Origin of the sequence: Sphingobacterium sp. SGR-19 (assembly GCF_011043555.1) — a bacterium.
In the GTDB taxonomy this organism is placed as follows: Bacteria; Bacteroidota; Bacteroidia; order Sphingobacteriales; family Sphingobacteriaceae; genus Sphingobacterium.
In genome coordinates, this window is the sequence record NZ_JAAKGS010000005.1 from 205,072 (window position 1) to 228,224 (window position 23,153).

A 23,153-nucleotide genomic window follows, 5' to 3' on the forward strand; every position below is an offset into this window, starting at 1 on the left:
CTATTCGCTTGTATACAAAGAACAAGCTTACAAAGATAATGGTTTTTGTGCTAATGTAAGGAGCTACCCTTCCATACGGATGAGCTCTTCGTAATTATCATGGAGTTTATGGATCAACCGGCGGTACAGGATTCGATAATAATGTTTCATCAAATACGTAGTGATTAAAATAATAGGAATGGAAACAATAATAACCAGCAAGGTCACCAGAATGCCTTCTCCTATCGATTTGTGGTTAAAGACTTTAACAATATGTTGCAATCCTGACCATACGGTATAAGCGATAACAAAGTAGATGTTGAATTTGATATAATGATCTACCGCTTGACGGGTTTTCAAGATTGTTTCCAAAAGTGTTCTCGTGTTCGTGTTATTCCTTATTTTTCTATAATGCTTAAAGAAAATGTAGATAAAGAAAAAGATAGTAGCCCTAAAAATAATACCCAGTAGCAGCGAGGTGTATTGTTCGAAAGAAGACGTCTGCTTTTCCTCTATAGGCAATAAAAAAGCGAGCCCTACGCCAACGGACAGCTCAAGAATGCTGATGACAAAAATCCATTTGATAATGGAAGAAGATCGTCGGTGAATCATCTGCTGTAATTCCATTTTGTTAAGTTTTGGGAAACTGTCGTTCCTGTTCCAATGCTGTTTTAATAAATCCAATCCGTCCATTATAACCCTCCTTGTCTATTTAGTATGTTTTTTAGTTTTGTTTTTATCCGATTCATTCTTACCCGCGCATTTCCTTCGCTGATGCCGAGGGTGATCGCGATTTCCTCATAATCCTTGTTCTCCAGGTACATATATACAAGCGCCTTTTCAATATCATTGAGCTGTCGGACAGAAGCGTAGAGTACCCTGAGGCGCTCTTCATGTTCTGGATTGTACTCTTCCTGACGTAGCTGGTACAGGGAGGTGTCCCATTCTACAGTGACTATGTTTTTCTTATTGTGTCGGTATAAGGAGATAGCGGTATTCAAACAGACCCGATAGGCCCAGGTCGAAAATTTAGAATCGCCTTTGAACTTCGGAAAAGATTGCCATAACTGGATGGTCATTTCTTGGAAAAGATCCTTATGCGTTTCATGGTCCTCCGTGTAGAGGGCGCATATTTTATGGAGTATATTCTGGTGTTCCTCCAAGAGACTGACAAAACAGTGTTCCAATTTTTCGGTCATGATATCTTATATGTCGAAAATGAGAGGAATATGTTACAGAAATAGGACGATTTTTTGAGAACATCATCTCGCTTGACTGCTTTCACAATGGCGAAAGCGACCGTGACCAGCAGGGAAGGTATGCAATGAGTATCTTCGCTACTTATTTTGTAGCGTTTGGAGCTCCCTTTCCAATATAGTCACCTGCTTTTCAAGGGAAGATATCGTTTTTTCCTGAGAGGATATCACGAGCTTAAGGGCATCGATCAGTGTATGTTCGATCTCGTTCACAACGACCGGTTCGTTATAACGCACCTCCTCTTCTCGAACGATTGCATCTTTATGACGGTACATGGGTCCTTCTCCGATAATTAACCATGCAGGGTTGATGTCGGAATGTTTGGATAGAATAATAGCTACCGCGTCGGAATTTAATCCGGTATTCTTTTGTATGCCTTTAAAATTAGCATAGGAAAGTCCTAAGTTCTTGAAGAAATCTGTTTTGCTTATTTCCTTACTTTCTGCTATCTGTAATACCCGTTCTTTAATATTCGACATTTTTATCTAAAAATTTTAGTAAGATATTTTATTATCTTATATTTGCTCTGTCAATATAGAAAAATATCTAAACACCTTTGTAAACTGATTTATGATGAAACCTGCATAAATTGCCATATACAGAAGACAATACGGGATTTATGCAAGCTGAATCACCAATAAAGAACAAATTAACGAGATGAAAAATACGCAAAAGAAACTAAAAGCAAAACATTTCCGCTATTTAGACAAGGAGTACGTTAAGGATCCCGACCGTTTTTTGAAAGAAGTCGTCCAGCAATGGGGGTTGAATTGGTCGAGTAATTTCAATTATCTGATCAATAGTTCCCTTTATCCACCCATGCGAACAAGTACAGCCTTTGAGTATGGGTTTATGCATCACCAATTAGGTCAGATGATCGAAATAGCCTATGTGATTCTAAAGAAATCTGCATTAAAACCCATACCAAGCGATCGACTGTTTCAATACAGCTGCAAGGAAATTTTCGAAGCAGAAATTGAAGGAAACAAAATATTTCCCGAGAAGGTACTGCGTACATTCTTTGGATTTAAAAATCTCAAAGACTGGCTTGCCGTGCTGGACTATCTTCTTCGACGTCGAGATTACAGTGAAGATAATATGGATGAACTACCCTTAGATCTGGAATACATTCCCATAAGGGAACTTCTCTTCAAGCTACCGCAGGTTCTGCGGGAGATATATGATAGAGGTGGCGTACAGGAATGTTAATCAGATTTATTCAAACAATTTCAGCAACTCGTCCTTAGTAAGCGACTTCATGATATTGGTCTCATCCAAAATCAGTCCGTCGGCCAATTTCTTCTTATGTTCCTGTAAGGCCAAGATCTTTTCTTCTACACTATCCCGGCACACGATTTTGTAGGCATTCACATGCTTGTCCTGACCGATACGATAGCAACGATCGATAGCTTGCGCTTCGGCAGCCGGATTCCACCAGGGATCAAGGATATACACATAATCCGCTGCAGTAAGGTTGAGCCCTGTGCCACCCGCTTTAAGGCTGATCAGAAAAACCCGACAACTTTCTTTTTCCTGAAAAGTCTGTACAGCATTTTGCCTTTTGTCCTGCGACATCTTTCCATCAAGATAAGCGAATTCTATTCCTCGCTCTTCGATACGTTCTGCAACTAACTTCAGCATTCCCGTAAAAGATGAGAACAACAAAACCTTATGTCCAGGCGTCACATTATCAATAATCTCGTCGATATAATCCAACTTGACCGCATTTTTATCAAGCGACTCACCTTTTAGTAAACTCGGAGAATTACAGATCTGCCGCAGTTTGATCAATGCCTCGATGGCTATAAACTTGGATTTTCCAGAATCTTTGCTTTCTAGGCTACGTTGTACCTCTCCCTGAAATGTCTTCCGGTATTTCTGATACACCTTACGTTGCGCTGGCGTCATATCCATATATAGGATAGTTTCTGTTTTTTCCGGTAGATCCAAAGCCACCTGTTTTTTGGTACGTCGTAAGATAAATGGCTGTATGACCTTTTGTAGACTACTAAGTGTTTCTTTCGCAGTATCAGCATCGGTTGCGCCTTTGTATAGTTTATTGAAGGCCCGGTAATTTCCAAAAAAGCCGGGATTAACCAAACTCATTTGCGAATAGATATCCTGAATACCGTTTTCGATCGGTGTGCCCGTCATGGCAATCCGGTACTGCGCATTGATCCGTGATAAACTCTCGAAACGCTTCGAATTACGATTTTTCACCTGCTGAGATTCGTCCATGATCAGATAAGAAAAGGATTTCTCAGCAAAAAAATCACTATCGGACAACAGTGTCCCGTACGTAGTCAAAACAATAACGCCCGCGTCAAAGTCTGTACTATTTTGACGGGTAATGCCATAGTAAACAATGATCACTCGGTTTGGAGCAAACTTTTGATATTCATTCTGCCAGTTGAACAGGAGGGAGTTGGGAACAACCACCAACGACGCAGAAGCAAGTGGATGAGCCTGATAAAAATGTTCCAGGAGCGTGATGACCTGCAACGTCTTGCCCAAGCCCATATCATCGGCTAAGAGACCTCCCCATTGAAATTCGTTGAGAAAGGCCATCCAACTGGATCCGGCAAGCTGATACGGGCGCAACGTTGCCTGGACCGTCGAAGGAACTGGTAACTGTGGAATTTCTTCCAATTTAGCTAGCCGCTCGCGACGTTCCCGGATACTATCGTCAACAATCTTGCTGTCAATCTGCTCCAAGATGGTCTGGAAAGAGAGCATCTGCAACGAATTAAGGATTATATAATCGCCGTCAATTTCCGCGCTTAGAAAGATAGGCCTAAATAGTCCGATATCGGCGGAACGGATGACACCATACTGGTTCTTTCCTAAGTCATATACGGCTGCTGTTTTCGTAATCATATTTTCAAACTCGGGTAGGGGGATAATCTTATTTCGAAATTTGGGCACAAATAAAATCTTACATTTATTATCCTGAAAACGCACATCCCTCACTTCCCAATTCAAGGGGTGCGGATAATAGGAAGATCCCCGCTGGACTGTATCCATTCTCAATTCGATACCTTCCTGCTTGCACCGTTCACAAAATATAGATAGCCATTGTGTATGGTCAATCTTATCCATTGGTAACGAGAACGTACTTTCGTGCCGCTGCTCTGACCAAGCTTTGTGTTGCTGTTGTAGGAAGGTATAAAACGCGCGCTCGGTCTCGGCATGGCGTGGTGCATATATATACTGTTTATCCTCGTTCGTCCTAATCAAGATATTGGCATGCGGAGCCAAAGGGTGTTCCCCAAACCGATCATAGGAAACACTGGATCGAACCAGAAGCGTCTCATCCGCGACGTCAATATCAACGATCCGCTTCGGCTTTTTAGCCTGCACGATAGGATTTGCTCTTTTCCCTTTAAGCACGATCTGCATCGCATACCTTCTGGAAAGGGGGATAAGACTTTCTTCCAAAAACTTTCCTCGATCATGCTCGAAGACGGTTAAAATGAAGTCCGACTTCCGTGCTTCCCTGATGACTTTCTCCAGATCAAGATCATCCACAAAAACGACGTGATTCTCTGCGACCAATAAGAAGAAACAATGGTTGTCAGATAAAAATTGAGGGGTTTCTATACGTTCCTCTTGATAGAAAAGAGTGAATGTTACACGGAGATAAGAAGGGTGGTCTTCCATATCGATTTGCAATTTTATAACTCCATTGGCCAAGGATATAGGTATGTCCTTTTTGCGATACACATTTTTTAGTTTTGCCCGATAAGGGCTGTATGTATATCCCCAAAGTTCGGTAAAGCACAATGTTTCTTTGTCGTTTAGTGACGAAATGAGCGTACGCCATTCCCGCAATATCCCCAGCGCCTTACTATAGTCATGACGATTGGAGTCCCCGTCTAGAGGTATGCCGTTTATTTGATAGTTGTCATCATCGGCAATCTCCAGCATCTTTTTGCAAATCCTTTCTTTAAATAGGTCATGCGGAGACAATAACTCCGGTTCCGCCCCTTCATAGAACAGGTAACTTTTTGAAAGATTACGACCTTGTTTGTTTTTTTCAATATAGGGCAAAACATAAGGGAGGCCACAGTATAAGCCATCTGTGATAACGAAAAATGCTACTTCTTCAAATTTTGTAGCCGTGATATTGATTCCTCGATAAGGTAAAGGGCTGTAGTGCCAAGCTTCGCGATCATATCCTTCTGTAATGCTAAAGTTGTAGATACGGCCGAAAGTTGAATTATTCCGCAATTGCAATTCGACGTCGTTCCAATTTTCTTCTAGTTCAATGCTCAACATCGAACGGAACTTCTGTGGAAGAGCTAATAAATCGTCTTTGTATAGGTCATTAAAATAAAAATCATTATAGGACGATATCTTTTCGTAAAGCACCGCGGCTGCATGTTCACACAATGCTTCGGCCTGCTTTGCACAGCTACAGCGAATCGACAGGTGTGCTTTGGTCAACGAGAGATACAATGTATATTTTTCATCACCTTTTTCCCTAACGGAGATACTGTACTCATCAAAAGAGTAAAAGTCATTAAAGTTCCCAGAGAATACCGAGTCTTTCACGTTTTTCCGTCCTTTATAAAATTGAAGCACGTACTCCTTGGAACATTTAAAAGGTTCGCCATCCTCCCAAGGGATCAAATAGGATTCGTCAGCTCTGCGTTTAGGCAAAGCCGTAGCTTTTGCCTCTGTTTCAGAGGTCATCAAGTCTTTTTTTTTTCATTGTTTCAGTTTATAATAAAGTCCAACAGGGATACCGTATCAGATGCCATGAGAGTACGGCATCCTGCGGACTTTTTTTGAATAGCTTTTTAACTATTATCCTGTTTAACTTCCATTGCCGAAGGTGACACCGAATCCCTCTCGGTTACGCTGATGGCTTGTTTTTTAATTTTTTCAATAGCACCACAGCAGAGCCGATCAAACATATTAGTCAATTTCTCCGCCTGCAGGCGACAAAGGTCTGGTGTTACTTCTTCCAAAGAATCCAGTATATCTGGATTCCACCAAAGTGTTTTGGGATGAAGTATGAGGTGTAACATTTGGCCTTGAATCTCACTTTTATCCAACAAATAATCCGATAGCTGTCTGCCAACGACACCTGTCCAATCCAGTAGCTCGTCGAGATTCTTCGTTTTCGGTATGTAGCCTATGGCTACCCGCAGAAAGCTATATGCGCCAATTTCCAACATATTACGTAACATCAAAAGGCCGGAGTCAATAAAAAGCGGTTGGGCATCTCTAGCCGTACTGACTAAATTAATCAGGACTGTCTTGCTTCTTTTCCATATCTTATCCGCAAGTTCCCATTCCTGTTGCCAATCGATGTCCCCTAATTCAAAAGCAGGCTCAAAAGTCGACTTCCTCCGTAGGACAAGCCCCTTCGTCCATACCGTATGTACAAATCTGTTCCCTTCAGCCAAGCCTTTTTCCACATACTTAAGATCTAGAAAAACCACCAGCGCACTCGCGACGCCCACCTGCATGGTTTTAAAGGTAAAAGGCCCCGTATTTTTCATCAGCACGACGAGATAAAGCTCCACCTTCACACCCGCTCGCTCTTCAGCGCCTTCCAAACGGAATGGACTACTGCCCGAAAAACCACCGGTATGGTAATTCAATAAACTCACCTGTTCGGGGTTGTGGTTGCCACGAACCTTATCTAACAACGCATGGACGTCGTCCGTATATTCTTTTGGCCAAGGAAAACCGGAAAAGTCTTCGCACCTTATGTGTGTCGTGCCGCCGGCATTTGCCGTAATTGGTGCTGCGTTTTTCTTTTCTTCCGCTAACGCTGCCTGCTGTGCGGCCTGTTCCAAACGAGTTTGCTGTTCGGCCTTCAGCGCATCCAAGAAGAACTGATAGAGCATCTCTATTGCTTTCGAGATTTCACAGCACTTATCAAACAGATAAGAGGCATCGAAAGCGGTTATCTCCAAATCTCTATTTTGCTTCACGGCGTGATAGCACTTATCAAGTAGTCGAAAGGTTTCGATGTCCATAAAAGCTTCGCTCAACAAAACCGATTTGAATGCAGGGATATAGGTGCTTAGGGTTCGCATTCTGTTCTCTAAGTTGTGCTGATTATTCGTGTTTCCCTGTATCATAGCCTGCGGTAGACGTAGAAAAGATTCTAAACTCTGATGCACCATAAAGGTAGCTTTCAAATAATTACCATGCTCAGCAAACTTCAATGCTCCATCCCGAAATTCCTCCCCTTCCTTTTTCATCTTCATCTGCCACTGACCAGCCAATTCAATAACGCCACCAATCTCATGAACAGTAAGCGATTTTGTGGCCTTACGAGGTGAACGGTATATTTCATGCTGTGGCAGCGAAGCGTAAGCATAGTAAAGTCCTCCATGGCGAACTTTGTTACGCCATTCACCAAAGGGAATGAGTTCAAAAGATAACCCCTCCATATCGATAAGGCAAAGCTCAATGACGGGTTTCATCACCTTCGGAGAAACACCATCCTCCGGTTTCATGACTAAAATCAGGTGCTGTTGTTCTTTGCCCAAAAAGGAGTAAGAGAAAAGAAAAATCCGATCCAGATCTATCCGTTGGATCAGCCGTTCTACTAAAAGCTGTTTATCTATTGCCATAATTTGATTTATAAAAATTACCAATTGTATAGTTTGTCTATACAAATGTATAAATTAACTTTCAATAATAAAATTATTTGTACATTTTTTCTATACGTTCAGTAGTTTTAGGCAAACCATTTGATAGATATCATGACAGCGTTAGGAGAATTTTTAGCAAAGCGATCCGTAAATAAATCGATGGTAGCCAGACGGACGGGGCTGAGCAAAGCCCGTATAAATGAACTTTCATTAAACACATCGTCACATTTGAGGGCAGAAGAATTATATCTTATTGCAAAAGCAATCGACGCGGAACCTTGTGAGGTTCTCAATAAGTTATATGGTCACCTACAACTTGTCAGCGAAGAAGAATAATATATCAGGAAATCTTATCCCACGAAATGCCGGGCGATCGCTGATTAAGATAATGTGCCAACAGCACGTTCCTCTCCAAAGAAAGTGCCGGATCTTCCTTGAAGATCTCCATAACACTATTTCGTGCTTCTATAAGAATAGCTTGATCGGAAGCAAGATTAGCGATTTTCATTTCGAGCACACCAGACTGTTGCGTGCCGGAAATGTCGCCGGGTCCACGGAGCTGTAAATCGACTTCTGCTATTTCGAAACCGTCTGAAGTGCGTACCATCGTCTCTAACCTCGTCTTCCCTTCTTTGCTCAGCTTATGCGTTGTTAGTAAGATACAGAAAGATTGCTCAGCACCTCGACCTACACGTCCGCGAAGCTGATGCAGCTGTGATAGCCCGAAACGTTCTGCGTTTTCAATGATCATCACGGAGGCATTAGGCACGTTGACACCGACCTCAATAACAGTCGTAGCAACCATAATTTGTGTTTCGCCTTTTACAAAACGCTGCATTTCAAAATCCTTGTCCTTGACGGGCATCTTACCATGCACAATGCTGATTTTGTACTGTGGCAAAGGAAACTCGCGCTGCAGGTTCTCCAAACCTGCTTCGAGATATAGCAGATCCATCTTTTCACTTTCTTTGATCAAAGGATACACGACATAAATCTGTCTCCCTTTGGCAATCTCCTCTCGCATAAAGCCGAAAACCCGTAGGCGTTGATTCTCGTAAAAATGGACGGTTTTTATCGGTTTACGACCCGCTGGGAGCTCATCGATGACAGAAATATCAAGATCGCCATACATGGTCATAGCGAGCGTTCGGGGGATAGGTGTTGCGGTCATCACGAGCATGTGCGGCGGTATAATATTCTTGCGCCATAGTTTTGCCCGTTGCTCTACGCCGAATCGATGCTGTTCATCAATAACCACAAAACCGATGTTTTTAAATTTCACCTTATCCTCAATGAGCGCATGTGTTCCGATGAGGATCTCCAACGTGCCATCTTCCAATTGTTGATGTATCAACCGCCTCTCCCGGATTGGTGTGGAGCCCGTGAGCAACTTAACCGTACAAAGTTCATCACCAAGCAATGCATGAATTCCTGCGAAATGCTGTTGTGCGAGAATCTCGGTCGGTGCCATCATACAAGCCTGATAGCCGTTGTCGATAGCTATCAGCATGGACATTAATGCCACCACTGTTTTACCTGATCCTACATCTCCCTGTACCAAGCGGTTCATTTGCGCCCCCGTGTTTGTGTCTTGCCGAATCTCCTTAATGACCCGTTTTTGGGCATTGGTTAACGGGAAAGGAAGCCGTTTATTAAAAAAAGTATTGAACTTATTGCCTACCCTGTCAAACCGATGGCCTTTATATTTTTGCGTATTTAACTGTTTGTTGCGTAATAACCGGAGTTGAATAAAAAACAATTCTTCAAATTTCAGTCGTCGGATGGCAGCGTTTAAATCTTGTGTGTTTTGCGGAAAATGGATGGATAGCATAGCCTTGGCATAATCCATTAATTGATGCTTTTCCAGCAAATAAGGAGGAAGAGGTTCTTGCAAAGTACCGAAAACCGTTTCTAAAGCTGCTTGTTGCAGGCGCTGTATCCCTCGGGTATCAAGGTTAAATTTTTTGAGTTTTTCGGTGGACGAATATACCGGCTGCATGGTTAGGTTACCAATTTTCTTTTCCTGCGCATTAAACAATTCCATCTCCGGATGTGTGATGGAAATCTGTCCGTTAAATTCGGAGGGTTTGCCATAAATGATGTAGGCCGATCCTACTTTCAAGCTTTTTTTAAGCCAGGTGATGCTTTGAAACCACACGAGTTCGATGCTTCCGGTATCGTCTCGGAACTGACCGACCAACCTTCTCGCTCTTTTTTCTCCAACCTCCTGTATGGAAATAAGACGGCCCAAAACCTGTGCGCCGATCATATCGGGGTGCAATTGGCGGATTTTGTGAAACTGCGTGCGATCGATATACCGAAAGGGGTAATAGGATAGTAAGTCACCAATAGTAAAAACCTGCAGCTCTTTTTTAAGTACATCCGCTTTTTGCGGACCTACACCTTTTAGGTATTCTATCGGGGTTATTGTAGATAAATTAGCCATTCCTAAGACGGCTAATTTACGAAATATTATTTATTCAGATAGCACTGGTGGGGCCGCCTCTGTATGGAAAAACTCGGGCTTACCGTCTACACAGCGGACGCCTGTAGGAGATGTTACATACATACAATCGGAAATAACGTTATGTTTTTTGTTGTATGCTGACTCCGATTCGGTGTATTTTTCTATTAAGTCAAGTAGTTCGCCTGAGCTATCGGCGGCCTCCGGATAAGGGACATATTCCTGTGGTCCCCCACAAGCTTTGCTCCCCAATGCCTGTGGACGCCAATCTTCCGAATTTTCACAAGGTATTGCATTTATCATGTCTAATATTTCCTGTCGCATTTCGGCCAGTTCTTCTCGGTCAGCTTCTTGATTGCTGGTTTCAGACTTCGCACAAGCTACTACAATCCCGAGCGTTATCAATAATATTAAAAATCTTTTCATGGCATATACACATTTAGTTTATCATCTATAAAAAGAACGTGCATTTTATATAAAATGCTACGTTTTGTGCTGTTCTCTAACAAAGAGAACCCAATTTTTGTGCCGCAACCGTTGGTTGCTGATAGCATGTTTAGTTTGTTTTAGTGTTTACCACGGGTTTGCCATCTTCGCAGATGATACCATCGGGATATTCATAGGTACGGTCGCTACAGTCCGGTTTTTCCTTGTTGACAATATTGGCGCGGTGGGCATTATACAGTTCGATGTCGGTTCTTATGGCAGGACGTTCGTTTGTCCGCCTAACCGGAATGTATGAAGCGCTACAATCGTTGTTATATAGCATCGCGTATGTCCAGCCTTCATTGCTTTCACAAGTCAACTCAGCAAGATAAGCCTCGATGCGGGGATAGATTTTCGCTATTTCTGCATAGCTTTCTTCCACATCCAGGTCACTAATAAAAACCAAAGAGGCCTTATTATCCCTACATTCTATCCGTAGCGGTGCATAACTGAACCATATGTCGTTCCAACAAGGATCAATGATAATGCCCTGCTTTATCATCGCATTTGTGTGTTCTCGGTCGAAATAGAGATAGTCTGCCCATAGCTTGTCAAATTCCTTTTTTATGGAGGGATGCATAGGGAAATGTGTCGGAGCGCAGCTATATGGTTCTCCGTGTGTAAAGACAGACCATTCACTAATATCATTACAAGCAGTATGGGCAATAAGATTATCGATTTCCTGTCGCTTTTCAATTGCCAACGTAGACCATTCCCCTGCTGTTTTTTCTTCTTTCTTACAACCGAATAATAGGATGGATAGCGTAACAAAGAGTAAAATTCTTTTCATCGTTTATATTATTTAGTTAAGTTAGCTCTATAAACGTAGAGAAAATCTAGGATGCTACACAGCATAATGAATTAATGATATTTGAAACTTTCATTGGGAATGTGTCCTCTTTTGCGTTTTATTATTTTTTTTAATGTCTCCCAATTAAAAAGAATAATAGCGAACAGAATAAAAGAATAAGCCAGGTACTTATACGCTGCAACGGTCTCCTGAAAGTAGGTGATCGCCAATGTGAATGCAATCAGCGGATTGATATAAAGGAGAACACCGGTAGTAGAAGATGATATGCGTGTTAACGCATACATGCTGAAAAATAACGGAATAATAGTGAAAACAACAGCTATTGTCAGTATGCTGAACCAAAAAAAAGGTGCCGTAGGAAAAGAATGTTGGTTAATAAAAAGCTTCGGAACAACAAATAAAGAACAGAGCGTTAGTTGAACGGCCAACATATTCAGTTTATCAAATCCTTGCGAAGCGCGTTGAACAATTAAATAGAGGGCGTATAACGAGGCAATACTCATCGACCAAAGTACATCAATAAACGAACCGCTTGCCAGCGTAACGGCACTAATCAGTGCTATACCAAGAGCCATCCTTTTTAAAGGACTTAATTGTTCTTTGAGAATGAAAAACGCTGCAATGGCAGTAATAAGCGGGCAGATGAGATAGGCAAATGCCGCCGACTGTACACTGATATGGTTGACGGTATATATGTATGCGAACCAGTTGCCAAAAATCAATACCGAAGCCAATACGGTTAGTCCAATCGTTTGATTCCGCTGCCGGCGTGATAACTGTTTAAAAACGATTATATCACGTTTTAAGGACTTGAATCGGAATATAAGGATAAATAACCATAAAACGATGAGGGCAACCAGGATCCGATAGTATAAAATATCTTCTGCCGGATATTCCTTTACCCATCGTACCGAAATGGCCATGAATCCCCAAATTAGGGGAGCGAAAAAAGCCGCGAGAAAATATTTCTTGCGACTTGCCGTTTTTTCTGATTGTTGTTCCACGCGTTAAGCTTTCCACGCAATAACGGATATTTCTACGTTAACGTTCTTAGGAAGTGTCTTAACCGCTACAGTTTCCCGTGCGGGCTGGCTTTCCGTAAAATATTGTGCATATACCTCGTTGATGGTAGCGAAATCATCCATATTAGCAATGAAGATGCTGGCTTTTACGACATCATTTAGCGTATACCCAGCATGCGTTAAGATTGCTCGCACATTTTTCAATACCTGATGGGTCTCATCGGCTACACCACTAGTGATTAATTCCATCGATTCGGGAATCAACGGGATTTGTCCGGAAACATACAAGGTATTTCCGGCTCTAATAGCTTGGTTGTAAGGGCCGATTGCTGCAGGAGCATTCTCCGTATTGAGTATTTGTTTTTGTGACATGGTACGTTATTTTGAAAAAAATATTTTATAGATAATGGCCAAGATAAAAACCGAAATAGCAATGATATTCATGATGCGCATAGCTTTCCTGTTAAATCGGGAGGATTTCGAAAGTTGCGGTCTTGTTTCTTTTAGCTGCATAACAGGGCTAATTTACAATGGAAAATCTAGAAAATCAAAAGTGGGCGTATTAATCCGTTTTAAACTTTGTGTAAGTTTACATCTTCAATAACTTAGCACAAAAGAATTCAAATGGAAAAAAAGGAAATTGCATTGGTGAACGGTCATATTTTCAACGGAGAGCATGATTTTTTAGATCATGCCTTGGTTATGCAAGGAGAAAAGATTGTTGGAATATGCCCTGTATCGTCCGTTCCTGCAGAAGCAGAGCGGGTGGATGTAAAGGGTGCCAATCTCTGCCCCGGACTTGTTGACCTGCAGATATATGGTGCCGGTGATGACCTTTTTTCAGCCGAATTGACAACGGAGAGTATCGCTCGGATTGAACGTCGACTCCTTGCGCAAGGTTGCACTTCTTTTGTGTTAACTTTAGCAACAAATACTACGGACGTATTTAAAGAGGCAATACGCGTATTTAATAGCTATAAACCTCTATCTGCTTTAGGGCTGCATTTAGAGGGGCCATTCCTCAATCCGCTCAAAAGAGGTGCGCATCCTGCGGAGCTCATCATATCGCCGTCCGTCGAGTTAATAGCGGACTTGCTAGATTCCCATGAGGGGGCTGTCGTCATGATGACGATTGCTCCAGAACAATTTGATACGGAAAGTAGAGACTTCCTTTTGGAGCAATCGATATTGCTTAGCGCAGGGCATAGCGCGGCCAGTTTTGAGCAGGGCACACAGGGCTTTGATAACGGTATAAAAGCGGCAACCCATCTTTGGAATGCGATGTCATCCTTCCATCATCGGGACATTGGTCTTCCTGGGGCGGTCTTTCGGCATCCCGAAGTTTCGGCGTCGATTATCGTAGACGGTGTACACGTGGATTTTCAAGCTGTTAAAATCGCGAAAGAATTGATGGGTAAACGTTTGTTCTTGATTACAGATGCCGTGGCGGCATGCGATAAGGGGATTTATCAGCACGTTCTCAACGGTAATCATTATACCTTGCCGGACGGGACACTTAGCGGGTCTGCTCTTTCCCTACTCGGTGCTATACGAAATTGTGTGCAACATGTTAATATTCCATTGGCGGAGGCTATTCGGATGGCGACCTGCTATCCGGCGAATTTAATCGGACGATCCGATATAGGTAATCTTGATGCAGGATCATTAGCAAACGTTTTGGTGTTTGATACTGATTTTAATATTCATTCCGTGTATTGCAAAGGTGAAAAGATTGTGGTTTAACATTTACATATACATAAAAACACTAGTTTTGTACCCTATGAATTGGAGACCGATAAAAAACACAGCAATAGTCGCATTGATTTTGTCTACCGTATTATTTTCTTGTGCTTCCCGCAAGAATAAAAGAGCCGCGAAGGAATTGAAATCACCGGCGGTAGAGGTTGTCGTAGCGGAAAGTGAAGAGGCGAAGGCCGCGAAAGAAGAGGAAGCAGCAGCTGCCTTGGCAAAAGCAAAAGCTGTTCCAGCAGCAAAGCCTGCTAGTCAAGAAAAAAAGCCTGTAATAGAAGTTCCCTTGCGCGTTGATTTACCAAATGTCGATCGCGAATTTAGAGGTGCTTGGATCGCTACGGTTGCTAATATAAATTGGCCAACGAAGGGAAATTACTCGACCGAAGCACAAAAGCGAGAAGCCATACAGCTGTTGGATTTGTTAAAAGAGAACAATTTTAATGCAGTGATTTTTCAAGTCAGACCTTCTGCAGATGCTTTGTATGACAGCCCACATGAACCATGGTCTTATTTTTTGACGGGCGAAATTGGCAAACGTCCGAATCCCTACTATGATCCGTTAACTTTTTGGGTCGAGGAAGCACACAAACGCGGATTGGAACTTCACGTGTGGTTGAACCCCTATCGCGCCCATCATGCTACAGGTGGGGCGGTGACCAATGCATCTATGGTACGCAAAGCGTCCGATATGGTCGTTCGTCTAAAAAATGGCATGTATTGGTTTGATCCGGCAAATCCGAAAACACAAGACCATGCTGCCAGAGTCGTATTGGATATTGTAAAACGCTATGATATCGACGGCGTACATTTTGATGACTACTTTTATCCGTATGCTAGTTATAATGGAGGGGCGGATTTCCCTGACGATGCTTCGTGGAACGCCTATCGTCGGTCAGGAGGAACATTGTCACGGGCAGACTGGCGTCGGGATAACGTGAACCGTTTTATAGAACGCGTGTATAACGAAATAAAAGCTGAAAAGAATTTTGTGAAATTTGGTTTGAGTCCCTTTGGGATCTGGAAGCCGGGCTATCCTGCGGGTGTAACAGGTTCTTCCCAATACGATGAACTCTATGCAGATGCTAAGCTATGGTTGAATAAAGGATGGATAGATTATTTTGCACCACAATTATATTGGCCTATCGATCCGCCGAGACAAAGCTTTACGTCTCTTCTGCGATGGTGGGAATCAGAAAATACGCATAAGCGACATCTTTGGCCGGGATTAAATACGGTAGAAGTAAGGGCGCCAAACAGACCTCGGGAGATCGTGAGACAGATTGAAGAGACGCGAAAAATAATTCCGAGCAGTGTAGGTGCTATTCATTGGAGTATCGCCGGATTGACGAATAGTCCTAACATGGTACAGGCGGTGAAATCTGGCCCGTATAGCAAACAAGCTTTGATCCCACGATCGCCTTGGCTCCATGCCAACCCGTTGTTAACACCAAGCTTATTGCTGACAAAGGAAACCAGCAGTATCTTTGCGAAGTGGCTTCACAAACAGCCTAATGAAGTTTTCCAGTGGGTTGTCTATGCGCAATATGGAGATGTATGGGAATATGAGATATTGGATGGACAACAGACAGAGAAAAGTTTCCCGAAGATCAAAAACGGAAAATCGCTGAAAACCGTTGCCGTGAAAGCTGTTGATCGCTTGAGTAATGAAAGTGATTATATAGCTAAAAACGTCATATAAAAAAGAACATTTAAATTATACATTTTTCATGTCGCTCAAGCCGCGACGTGGCTCATACTTTTTTTACCTCAAAAAAAGTATGCAAAAAAAATCGTCGCTTCAGATGTTTGAGATAGTGGATAGTACTAAGGATGGATATCTACATATCTCGAACATCTGCGATGCGACAATGGATGTTAAGGAGGGGATGGTGCAGTGGCGTAACCACATGCGATCAAAACTATTTCGTGCCATTGTGGGTTAAATTGGCCTTTTATTGTTTTACGTCCATTTTTATGCAGGGTATTCCCCTAAAAACAAAATAATGTTTGAACGAAGTGAGTTTTATTTTGTTTAGGAATAGCCAAAGAAAATAGTAAAACTATATTCAGCCTTGACTTTTTGTCTCCTTTTTTGTCAAGAAAAAAGGAGTACGGAATTTGTCGAAAGAAATGGTTCTTTTAAATATCACATTTCTTGTTTATGTTTGTTGTAGAAACAAAAACGCATAAATATGAAAAGACTTACCTGTTTATTATTTGTTTTGACAGTAACTTTCACGGCATGTGCCGGAGGAAACACGCAAAACAGCAAAGAAAATACAGAAACCGACACGTTGTCAGACAGTCGAATAATACCCGCTGCGGATCAACTGGAAGCTTATCTACCCCTACTAAAAGGGAAGAAAGTCGGCTTGATGGGCAACCAGACTTCAATAGTGGGAGAAGAGAAGCAACACTTGGTAGACGTATTGCTACGGGAAAATGTAGACCTAAAATTTGCCTTTGCGCCTGAGCATGGATTTAGAGGTGATATTGAACGTGGCGAAAAAGTGGATAATACCGTTGACAAAAAGACCGGACTTACGCTACACACGTTGTATGGTGAAAATGCGAAAGCAGATTCCATAGTAGGTTCCGTAGATGTTATGCTTTTCGATTTACAAGATGTAGGCGCGCGGTTTTATACTTATGTGGCGTCTATGCATCGTGTGATGCAACTTTGTGCAGATCAGGGTAAAAAAGTAATCGTATTGGATCGACCCAATCCCAACGGAGACCAAGTGGATGGCCCCGTACGGAAAGACGATAAATTTAAAGCGAATATAAGCTACCATAAAATAGCCATGATTCACGGCTTGACGGTAGGTGAATTGGCGAAAATGATTAATGGAGAAGGCTGGTTGGACGATGGCAAGCAGTGTGATTTGGAAGTAATTCCCGTCAAGAACTGGGATCATAGCACACCGTATGAGTTGCCGGTGGTTCCATCGCCGAGTTTACCAAATTATACATCGGTTAGACTGTATATGTCGCTCTGTCTTTTCGAAGGAACCGATATCAGTATAGGCCGCGGTACAGATTGGCCGTTTCAAGTGGTGGGTTATCCAGATCCCGTATTTGGCGAATTTACCTTTACGCCGGGTACACGGCCAGGAATGGCAGCACACGTCGAACAGCAAGGTAACTTGTGTTACGGCATTGATTTACGGAATGTAGATGCCGTTAATGAAAAATTCACCTTGAAATACTTGTTGGACTTCTATAATAAAATGCCGGATAAAAATAAGTTTTTTGCTCGCCCGGAGTTTTTTGATAAACTGGCGGGAACCGACGAGTTACGAAAACAAATTATTGAGGGAAAGACGGAAAGCGAAATTCGTAATAGTTGGACAGGAGAGCTGAATGCTTATAAGGAAATGCGGAAAAAATATCTATTGTATCCCGATTTTGAGTAATGATCGTTAAACAAATTTGAAAAACACGCCTTGTGCGTGTTTTTTTTGTTTTTAAATAAAAACACAATAGAATGCGCAAAAAAGTTTGCTTTTTTAATATTGTTATTTAACTTAGTGCAGGTTTTAGCGTTTTTTATTTTCTGTGTGAAGATAAACGCGCATTGAAAATCCTGTTAAGTAGACAATCATTATGAAAACAAACTGGCTAGCTATGAGAAAATCTTTACTATTTTCCGTTGCTTTAGCGGCGTTCTCACTCACCAGCACGTCGACCGTTTTTGGCGGTTCGATAAAAGGGGAAGACATAGATGTGTTTTTACCCAAAGACGGATTGAGGGGAAACATCTCTAAAAAGCAACATACGGTGCAAGGTGTGGTTAGAGACGCTAACGGGCCTTTAGCGGGCGTGACTGTCGCCGTAATCGGAGGGCAAATAGCAACGAGTACTGATGAAACAGGATCCTACTCGATCGAGGCTCCAATAGGAGCTTCCTTACGCTTTACTTTCTTAGGATATCTTGCGAAAGATGTCGTGGTTTCGAGCAATACATTAGACGTGGTGCTCGATGCAGACGACACGGCGTTAGATGAAGTAGTCGTAGTAGGATACGGTTCGCAGAAACGTTCCAATATTACCGGTGCCGTATCAACTGTTGATACGGAGAAGACTTTTGAAACGCGTCCGATCACAGATGTAGGACGAGCTTTGCAAGGTGCCGTCTCTGGTTTGTCCGTGTCTACGCCAAGCGGAGAGCTTGGAGGAGATCCTACCATTCGACTACGTGGCGTAAGCGGATCGTTACAGACACAAGGAGGCGCGTCGCCATTGATATTGGTCGATGGTGTGGAAGTGCCAAGTTTATCCATGATTAATCCGACGGATATTGAAACCATGTCGGTAATCAAAGATGCATCTGCAGCTATTTATGGTTCTAGGGCCGCATGGGGTGTTATTTTGATTAAGACGAAGTCTGGAAAACGAAACACGAAGACATCCATCAATTACTCGAATAACATTGCGCTTCAGAAACCGACTACTACACCCGTTATTGCCGGCGGTGCAGAAGGAGCGAGGGCAGGATTGCTTGCACAACAACGGACAAATCCATCACTAACGGGTTATAACAATTTAGGTACCCGTTACGATGACTATGCCATTGAGAAGATGGAAGAATGGGAGCGGCTATATGGGGGGCAAAATCTAGGTTTGGAAATGGTAGAAGGACGAGATTGGGAAGTGAAAGATGGATTTCTTTATTTCCACCGGCCATGGGATGCAGAAAGTATGTTTATGCGTGACTTTACGCCGCAACAAAACCATAACCTGAGCATTACCGGCGGATCGGATAAAGTAAACTACAACGCCGGATTTGGATTGGTCTCCCAATCGGGTATATTGAAAGAAAACCCGGACAAATACAACCGCTATAATTTTAATCTCGGAATAAATGCGGATATCAATGAATGGCTGACAGGTTTTGCAAAAGTATTGTATTCAGCTTCGGATGTAACCAAACCATATTCTTTCAACGGTGATGTTTACGAACCGATCTTCTATATGTATCGTTGGCCACGAAATTTCCCTTACGGAACGATTGACGGGCTGCCCATGCGGAATGCGATTACCGATGTGCAACAGGCAAATATGAATGTCAGAACGCTGAACATGACCCGTATTTCATTTGGGGGACAAGCAACCATCATGGAGGGTTTAACCTTGGATGCCGATTATACCTATTCACAGTATCTCAACCGGTTTGATACCAACGGTGGTAGCGTAACGGGGTGGGATTTTTGGAACAAAACAGATTTTGATTATATAACGTATACCGGAGCAGCACATAACAGAGCTCGAAAAGACCGTAGTATGAGTACCCGGCATGTTGCGAATATGTATGCAACCTACGATAAAAGCTTTGATGACGCACACAACTTTAAGTTTATGGCAGGAGCGAATGCCGAGCTAGCGGAATCGGACAACATTTGGGGCCAGCGGCTCGGATTGCTGGATCAGGATTATCCACAACTAGGTTTGGCAACTGGCGATCAGACGACAAGTTCGGGCGCATCGCATTGGTCCACGCTCGGCTTTTTCGGACGTATCAATTACGATTACCAAAATAAATATCTTTTCGAAGTACTGGCTCGGTATGATGGTTCCTCTCGATTCAATAAAGAAAACGTTTGGGGCTTTTTTCCTGCTATGTCTGCCGGCTACGTCCTTTCTCAGGAAGAGTTTATGGATTGGTCAAAACCCTATCTGGATTTCTTAAAAGTACGAGCTTCCTGGGGTAGTGTTGGCAATCAGACTGTGCCGCCGGGATTATACCTGTCTACGTTGAGCCAGGCAGCAACGGGTTGGGTAATCGATGGGGTGAACCAGAATACGATGGCCACGCCTACTGTTGTTTCCCAAAATTTAACATGGGAGACTGTGACCACACAAGAGATCGGGATCGATGCCGCATTTTTCCAAAATAAGTTTAATGTAACGTTCAATCGCTTCAGAAGAACGGTGTCTGATCTGATTACCGGAGGCGTGGTTCTACCATCGAGCTTTGGAGCACTTTCTCCTTTACGTAATTTTGGCGAAATGCAGACCAACGGTTGGGAATTGGAGTTGGCCTATAATCACAGCTTTAGCAACGGTTTGAATATGCGACTGGCAGGCCAGCTGTCTGATTTCAAAGAGACAATCACCAAGTTTGATGGACAAGCACAAATAAATGCCAATGGTACATCCACAAACTATGCAGGTAAGCTTATCGGCGAAATCTGGGGCTACGAAACGGATCGCCTATTCCAGACGGATGATTTCATTATCCATGACGACGGTTCCTACATGTTAAAGGAGGGAATTCCTTCACAATCTTTTTACGAGACGACTACGTTTAAATTTGGACCTGGTGACGTAAAATATAAAGATCTGAATGGAGATGGTGTGATTGGTGTAGGGGATGGTACGGTGCAAAATCCGGGCGATCGGAGAATTATCGGTAATTCTAATCCGCGGTATCAGTATGGTTTTCGTGCAGATTTCGATTTCAAAGGGTTTGATCTAGGGTTCTTTTTACAGGGTGTTGGACAACGCGATATTTGGGCAGGTGGAGATTTTGTTGTGCCTGGTTGGCGACCGGCAGAGGCTTGGTATACACATCAAATGGATTATTGGACGCCAGAGAATACCGGCGCTTTTTATTATCGACCAACAAACCAGAATCAGAGCAATACAACCCTTAACCATATGCCACAAACAAGGTATCTGATGGATATGTCCTACCTACGATTGAAAAATCTAACATTTGGGTATACGTTACCGTCATCGGTGATGGATAAGGCGAAAATTTCGAAATTAAGGGTATTCTTCTCCGGCGAGAACCTGTTGGAATTTGATAATTTAGACGTTCCGGTTGACCCGGAAATAGATTATACCGTGGAAGGAAGAGATGATTCCAATGCTTTTGGTCGATCAGGCAATGATCTAAATACATTCGGTCGCTCCTACCCGTACCGCAGAACATTTTCATTAGGGCTTCAATTAACTTTTTAGAGATGAAACTACTTAAATATATAGCCATAGCAGGTATTTTATCGATGACATCCTGCTCTAAAGATTTTTTGGGCGATGATTTTTTAACGAAAGATCCGCTAGATCAATTGACGGATCCAGCGTTCTGGTCGTCCGAAAACAACATCCGGACCTACACCTTTGGTTTTTATAACTCCTATTTCAAAGGATATGGTAGTGGTTTTGGTAGGGGAACCTTGTATGACGGGCAGTTCATCAACGATGATTTTATATCGATAAGCCCGAATGAGATTGTTGTGGACGAGTTTATAATCAATGTGCCGACCTCGGGCGGCGGCTGGTCGCCAGTTCTACCTGCAAACCAAATCCCCACGGGCGTAAGTTCTTATTATTCGCGTATACGTAAGGCCAATCACTTTATCAATAGTGTGCCGATTGCGGAGCTCGCTGAAGAAGTTCAGAACCACTGGCTGGGTGTAGGGCGATTCTTCCGCGGTTTAGAATACGCAAATTTTGTCAATGCTTTCGGTGATGTGCCATATATTGATCGGGTTTTGACCGAAGATGATCCTGACTTGTATCGGCCGCGGGACTCCAGGGTTTATGTCATGGACAAGGTGCTGGAAGATTTTAGATTTGCTGCCGAACATGTACGTGCCAGTGACGGACCGGCGCAGCAAGCAGTGAACAAATATGTAGTGTTGGCTTTTATGTCACGGGTATTTCTATTTGAAGGAACATGGTTGAAATACCACGCTATCGATGAAGCGAAAGCAACGGAATATTTGGAAGCAGCTAAATGGGCTGCTGAGCAAGTGATCACGAGTGGTGCTTTCTCGGTTTCCAACGACTATCGTGGCTTGTTTGCTTCGGAGTCACTTAAAGGAAATAGGGAGGTTATACTGTTCAAAGAATATGCGGAAGGAATTTTGTCGCACAGCGCGATGTCTTATAATAATCTGGAACCGCAGGCTGGGATGTCCAAAAATGCACTAGATAGTTATCTATTGACAGACGGACTGCCTATAGGTCTATCGCCGCTTTACGAAAACGACCGGACGGTAGCTAATGCGCTGCGTGATCGTGACGGGCGTTTACAACAGACTATAGCACCGCAACTGCGCATGATGAATGTGGTGAGCAACTTTGCCCTCTCGGGATACGCCGTACAGAAATTTCTGAACGAAAGCCTCAGGAATCAAACCGTGGGAACAGGTTCCTTGAATATTACCGACGCGCCTATTATCCGTTACGGCGAGGTACTTATGAATTACGCTGAGGCGTCGGCGGAACTTGGAGTATTAACGCAGGACGATCTGGACAAAACCATCAATGTTCTTCGAGATAGAAACGGAGTAGGCTTACCGCGCTTAGAATTGTCTGGTGGACGTCCTGCCGTAAATGGGACACCGTATGACGACCCCGCACGCGACCCAAGCGTTTCAAGCCTTCTTTGGGAAATAAGACGCGAACGTCGATCCGAGCTCATATTTGAAGGGCTTCGGCTGAACGATTTGCGCCGATGGAAAAAGCTGGAATACGCCGATACAGAGAAAAATCCAACGAACAATAGGGGTGCTTACATTGTAAAAGCAAATTATACGTCTGAACAGTTGAACGGTATCACAATAGATGGTGCAAATGAGGGGTATATCATACCGTCAGCCTCTATTAAAAGAACGGTCGAGGATAAATTTTATCTCGACCCGATTCCGCTCGATCAGATTTCACTTTATGAAAGTAATGGTGTTGAGTTGGAACAAAACTTCGGATGGCCAAGACAATAGCTATTGCATTTTGTATTAGATGTGAAAAAACAC

18 protein-coding genes are annotated in these 23,153 nt (G+C 42.9%); 8 read left to right on the forward strand and 10 right to left on the reverse strand.

What is annotated here, in order from left to right:
- Positions 1–63: 63 nt before the first annotated feature.
- The 3 genes from G5B43_RS11640 to G5B43_RS11650 form a co-directional block, all read right to left on the reverse strand.
- Positions 64–606 carry a hypothetical protein gene (locus G5B43_RS11640; protein ID WP_165294923.1) on the reverse strand — a complete coding sequence of 181 codons (543 nt, stop codon included), beginning with the start codon at positions 604–606 and terminating at the stop codon, positions 64–66.
- Between the two features lie 65 nt (positions 607–671).
- A complete protein-coding gene (locus tag G5B43_RS11645; protein WP_165294924.1) occupies positions 672–1,178 on the reverse strand; it encodes an RNA polymerase sigma factor in 507 nt (168 codons plus the stop codon).
- Between the two features lie 138 nt (positions 1,179–1,316).
- Positions 1,317–1,715: a hypothetical protein gene (locus G5B43_RS11650; protein ID WP_165294925.1), complete on the reverse strand. Its 399-nt coding sequence runs from the start codon at positions 1,713–1,715 to the stop codon at positions 1,317–1,319.
- Between the two features lie 178 nt (positions 1,716–1,893).
- Between G5B43_RS11650 and G5B43_RS11655 the strand changes: the two genes are divergently transcribed.
- Entirely contained in the window at positions 1,894–2,445 is a 552-nt protein-coding gene (locus tag G5B43_RS11655) for a hypothetical protein (RefSeq protein ID WP_165294926.1), read from the forward strand.
- Positions 2,446–2,451: 6 nt separating this feature from the next.
- Here the strand turns inward: G5B43_RS11655 and G5B43_RS11660 are convergent, their stop codons facing one another.
- Together G5B43_RS11660 and G5B43_RS11665 are read right to left on the reverse strand one after the other, a co-directional pair.
- Entirely contained in the window at positions 2,452–5,931 is a 3,480-nt protein-coding gene (locus tag G5B43_RS11660; RefSeq protein ID WP_165294927.1) for a DEAD/DEAH box helicase, read from the reverse strand.
- Between the two features lie 107 nt (positions 5,932–6,038).
- Positions 6,039–7,832 carry a hypothetical protein gene (locus tag G5B43_RS11665; protein WP_165294928.1) on the reverse strand — a complete coding sequence of 598 codons (1,794 nt, stop codon included), beginning with the start codon at positions 7,830–7,832 and terminating at the stop codon, positions 6,039–6,041.
- Positions 7,833–7,964: 132 nt separating this feature from the next.
- Between G5B43_RS11665 and G5B43_RS11670 the strand changes: the two genes are divergently transcribed.
- Positions 7,965–8,189 carry a helix-turn-helix domain-containing protein gene (locus G5B43_RS11670; RefSeq protein ID WP_105718292.1) on the forward strand — a complete coding sequence of 75 codons (225 nt, stop codon included), beginning with the start codon at positions 7,965–7,967 and terminating at the stop codon, positions 8,187–8,189.
- 4 nt (positions 8,190–8,193) lie between these two features.
- Here the strand turns inward: G5B43_RS11670 and recG are convergent, their stop codons facing one another.
- From recG to G5B43_RS11695, 5 genes are all read right to left on the reverse strand, one after another.
- Positions 8,194–10,299 carry an ATP-dependent DNA helicase RecG gene (gene recG, locus G5B43_RS11675; protein WP_165294929.1) on the reverse strand — a complete coding sequence of 702 codons (2,106 nt, stop codon included), beginning with the start codon at positions 10,297–10,299 and terminating at the stop codon, positions 8,194–8,196.
- Positions 10,300–10,329: 30 nt separating this feature from the next.
- Positions 10,330–10,743: a hypothetical protein gene (locus G5B43_RS11680; RefSeq protein ID WP_165294930.1), complete on the reverse strand. Its 414-nt coding sequence runs from the start codon at positions 10,741–10,743 to the stop codon at positions 10,330–10,332.
- 130 nt (positions 10,744–10,873) lie between these two features.
- Entirely contained in the window at positions 10,874–11,593 is a 720-nt protein-coding gene (locus G5B43_RS11685) for a hypothetical protein (protein WP_165294931.1), read from the reverse strand.
- 71 nt (positions 11,594–11,664) lie between these two features.
- Positions 11,665–12,618, reverse strand: a complete 954-nt coding sequence (locus G5B43_RS19615; protein WP_165294932.1) for an EamA family transporter — start codon at positions 12,616–12,618, stop codon at positions 11,665–11,667.
- A gap of 3 nt (positions 12,619–12,621) precedes the next feature.
- The gene (locus G5B43_RS11695; RefSeq protein WP_165294933.1) at positions 12,622–13,008 is read right to left on the reverse strand and encodes a RidA family protein; all 387 of its coding nucleotides are present in this window, start codon (positions 13,006–13,008) and stop codon (positions 12,622–12,624) included.
- A gap of 252 nt (positions 13,009–13,260) precedes the next feature.
- On the opposite strand from G5B43_RS11695, the gene nagA reads away from it, so the two are divergent.
- The 6 genes from nagA (at position 13,261) to G5B43_RS11725 (ending at position 23,120) form a co-directional block, all read left to right on the forward strand.
- On the forward strand, positions 13,261–14,379 hold the full coding sequence (gene nagA, locus G5B43_RS11700; RefSeq protein WP_165294934.1) for an N-acetylglucosamine-6-phosphate deacetylase: 1,119 nt from the start codon (positions 13,261–13,263) through the stop codon (positions 14,377–14,379).
- 37 nt (positions 14,380–14,416) lie between these two features.
- Positions 14,417–16,087 (forward strand): glycoside hydrolase family 10 protein, encoded by a 1,671-nt coding sequence (locus tag G5B43_RS11705; RefSeq protein WP_165294935.1) that lies wholly within the window; start codon positions 14,417–14,419, stop codon positions 16,085–16,087.
- Between the two features lie 79 nt (positions 16,088–16,166).
- A complete protein-coding gene (locus tag G5B43_RS11710) occupies positions 16,167–16,331 on the forward strand; it encodes a hypothetical protein (RefSeq protein ID WP_165294936.1) in 165 nt (54 codons plus the stop codon).
- Positions 16,332–16,580: 249 nt separating this feature from the next.
- Positions 16,581–17,804, forward strand: coding sequence for an exo-beta-N-acetylmuramidase NamZ domain-containing protein (locus G5B43_RS11715; protein WP_165294937.1), 1,224 nt, complete (start codon positions 16,581–16,583; stop codon positions 17,802–17,804).
- Positions 17,805–18,015: 211 nt separating this feature from the next.
- Positions 18,016–21,354 (forward strand): SusC/RagA family TonB-linked outer membrane protein, encoded by a 3,339-nt coding sequence (locus G5B43_RS11720; RefSeq protein WP_165294938.1) that lies wholly within the window; start codon positions 18,016–18,018, stop codon positions 21,352–21,354.
- 2 nt (positions 21,355–21,356) lie between these two features.
- Positions 21,357–23,120, forward strand: coding sequence for a RagB/SusD family nutrient uptake outer membrane protein (locus G5B43_RS11725; RefSeq protein ID WP_165294939.1), 1,764 nt, complete (start codon positions 21,357–21,359; stop codon positions 23,118–23,120).
- Positions 23,121–23,153 lie beyond the last annotated feature (33 nt).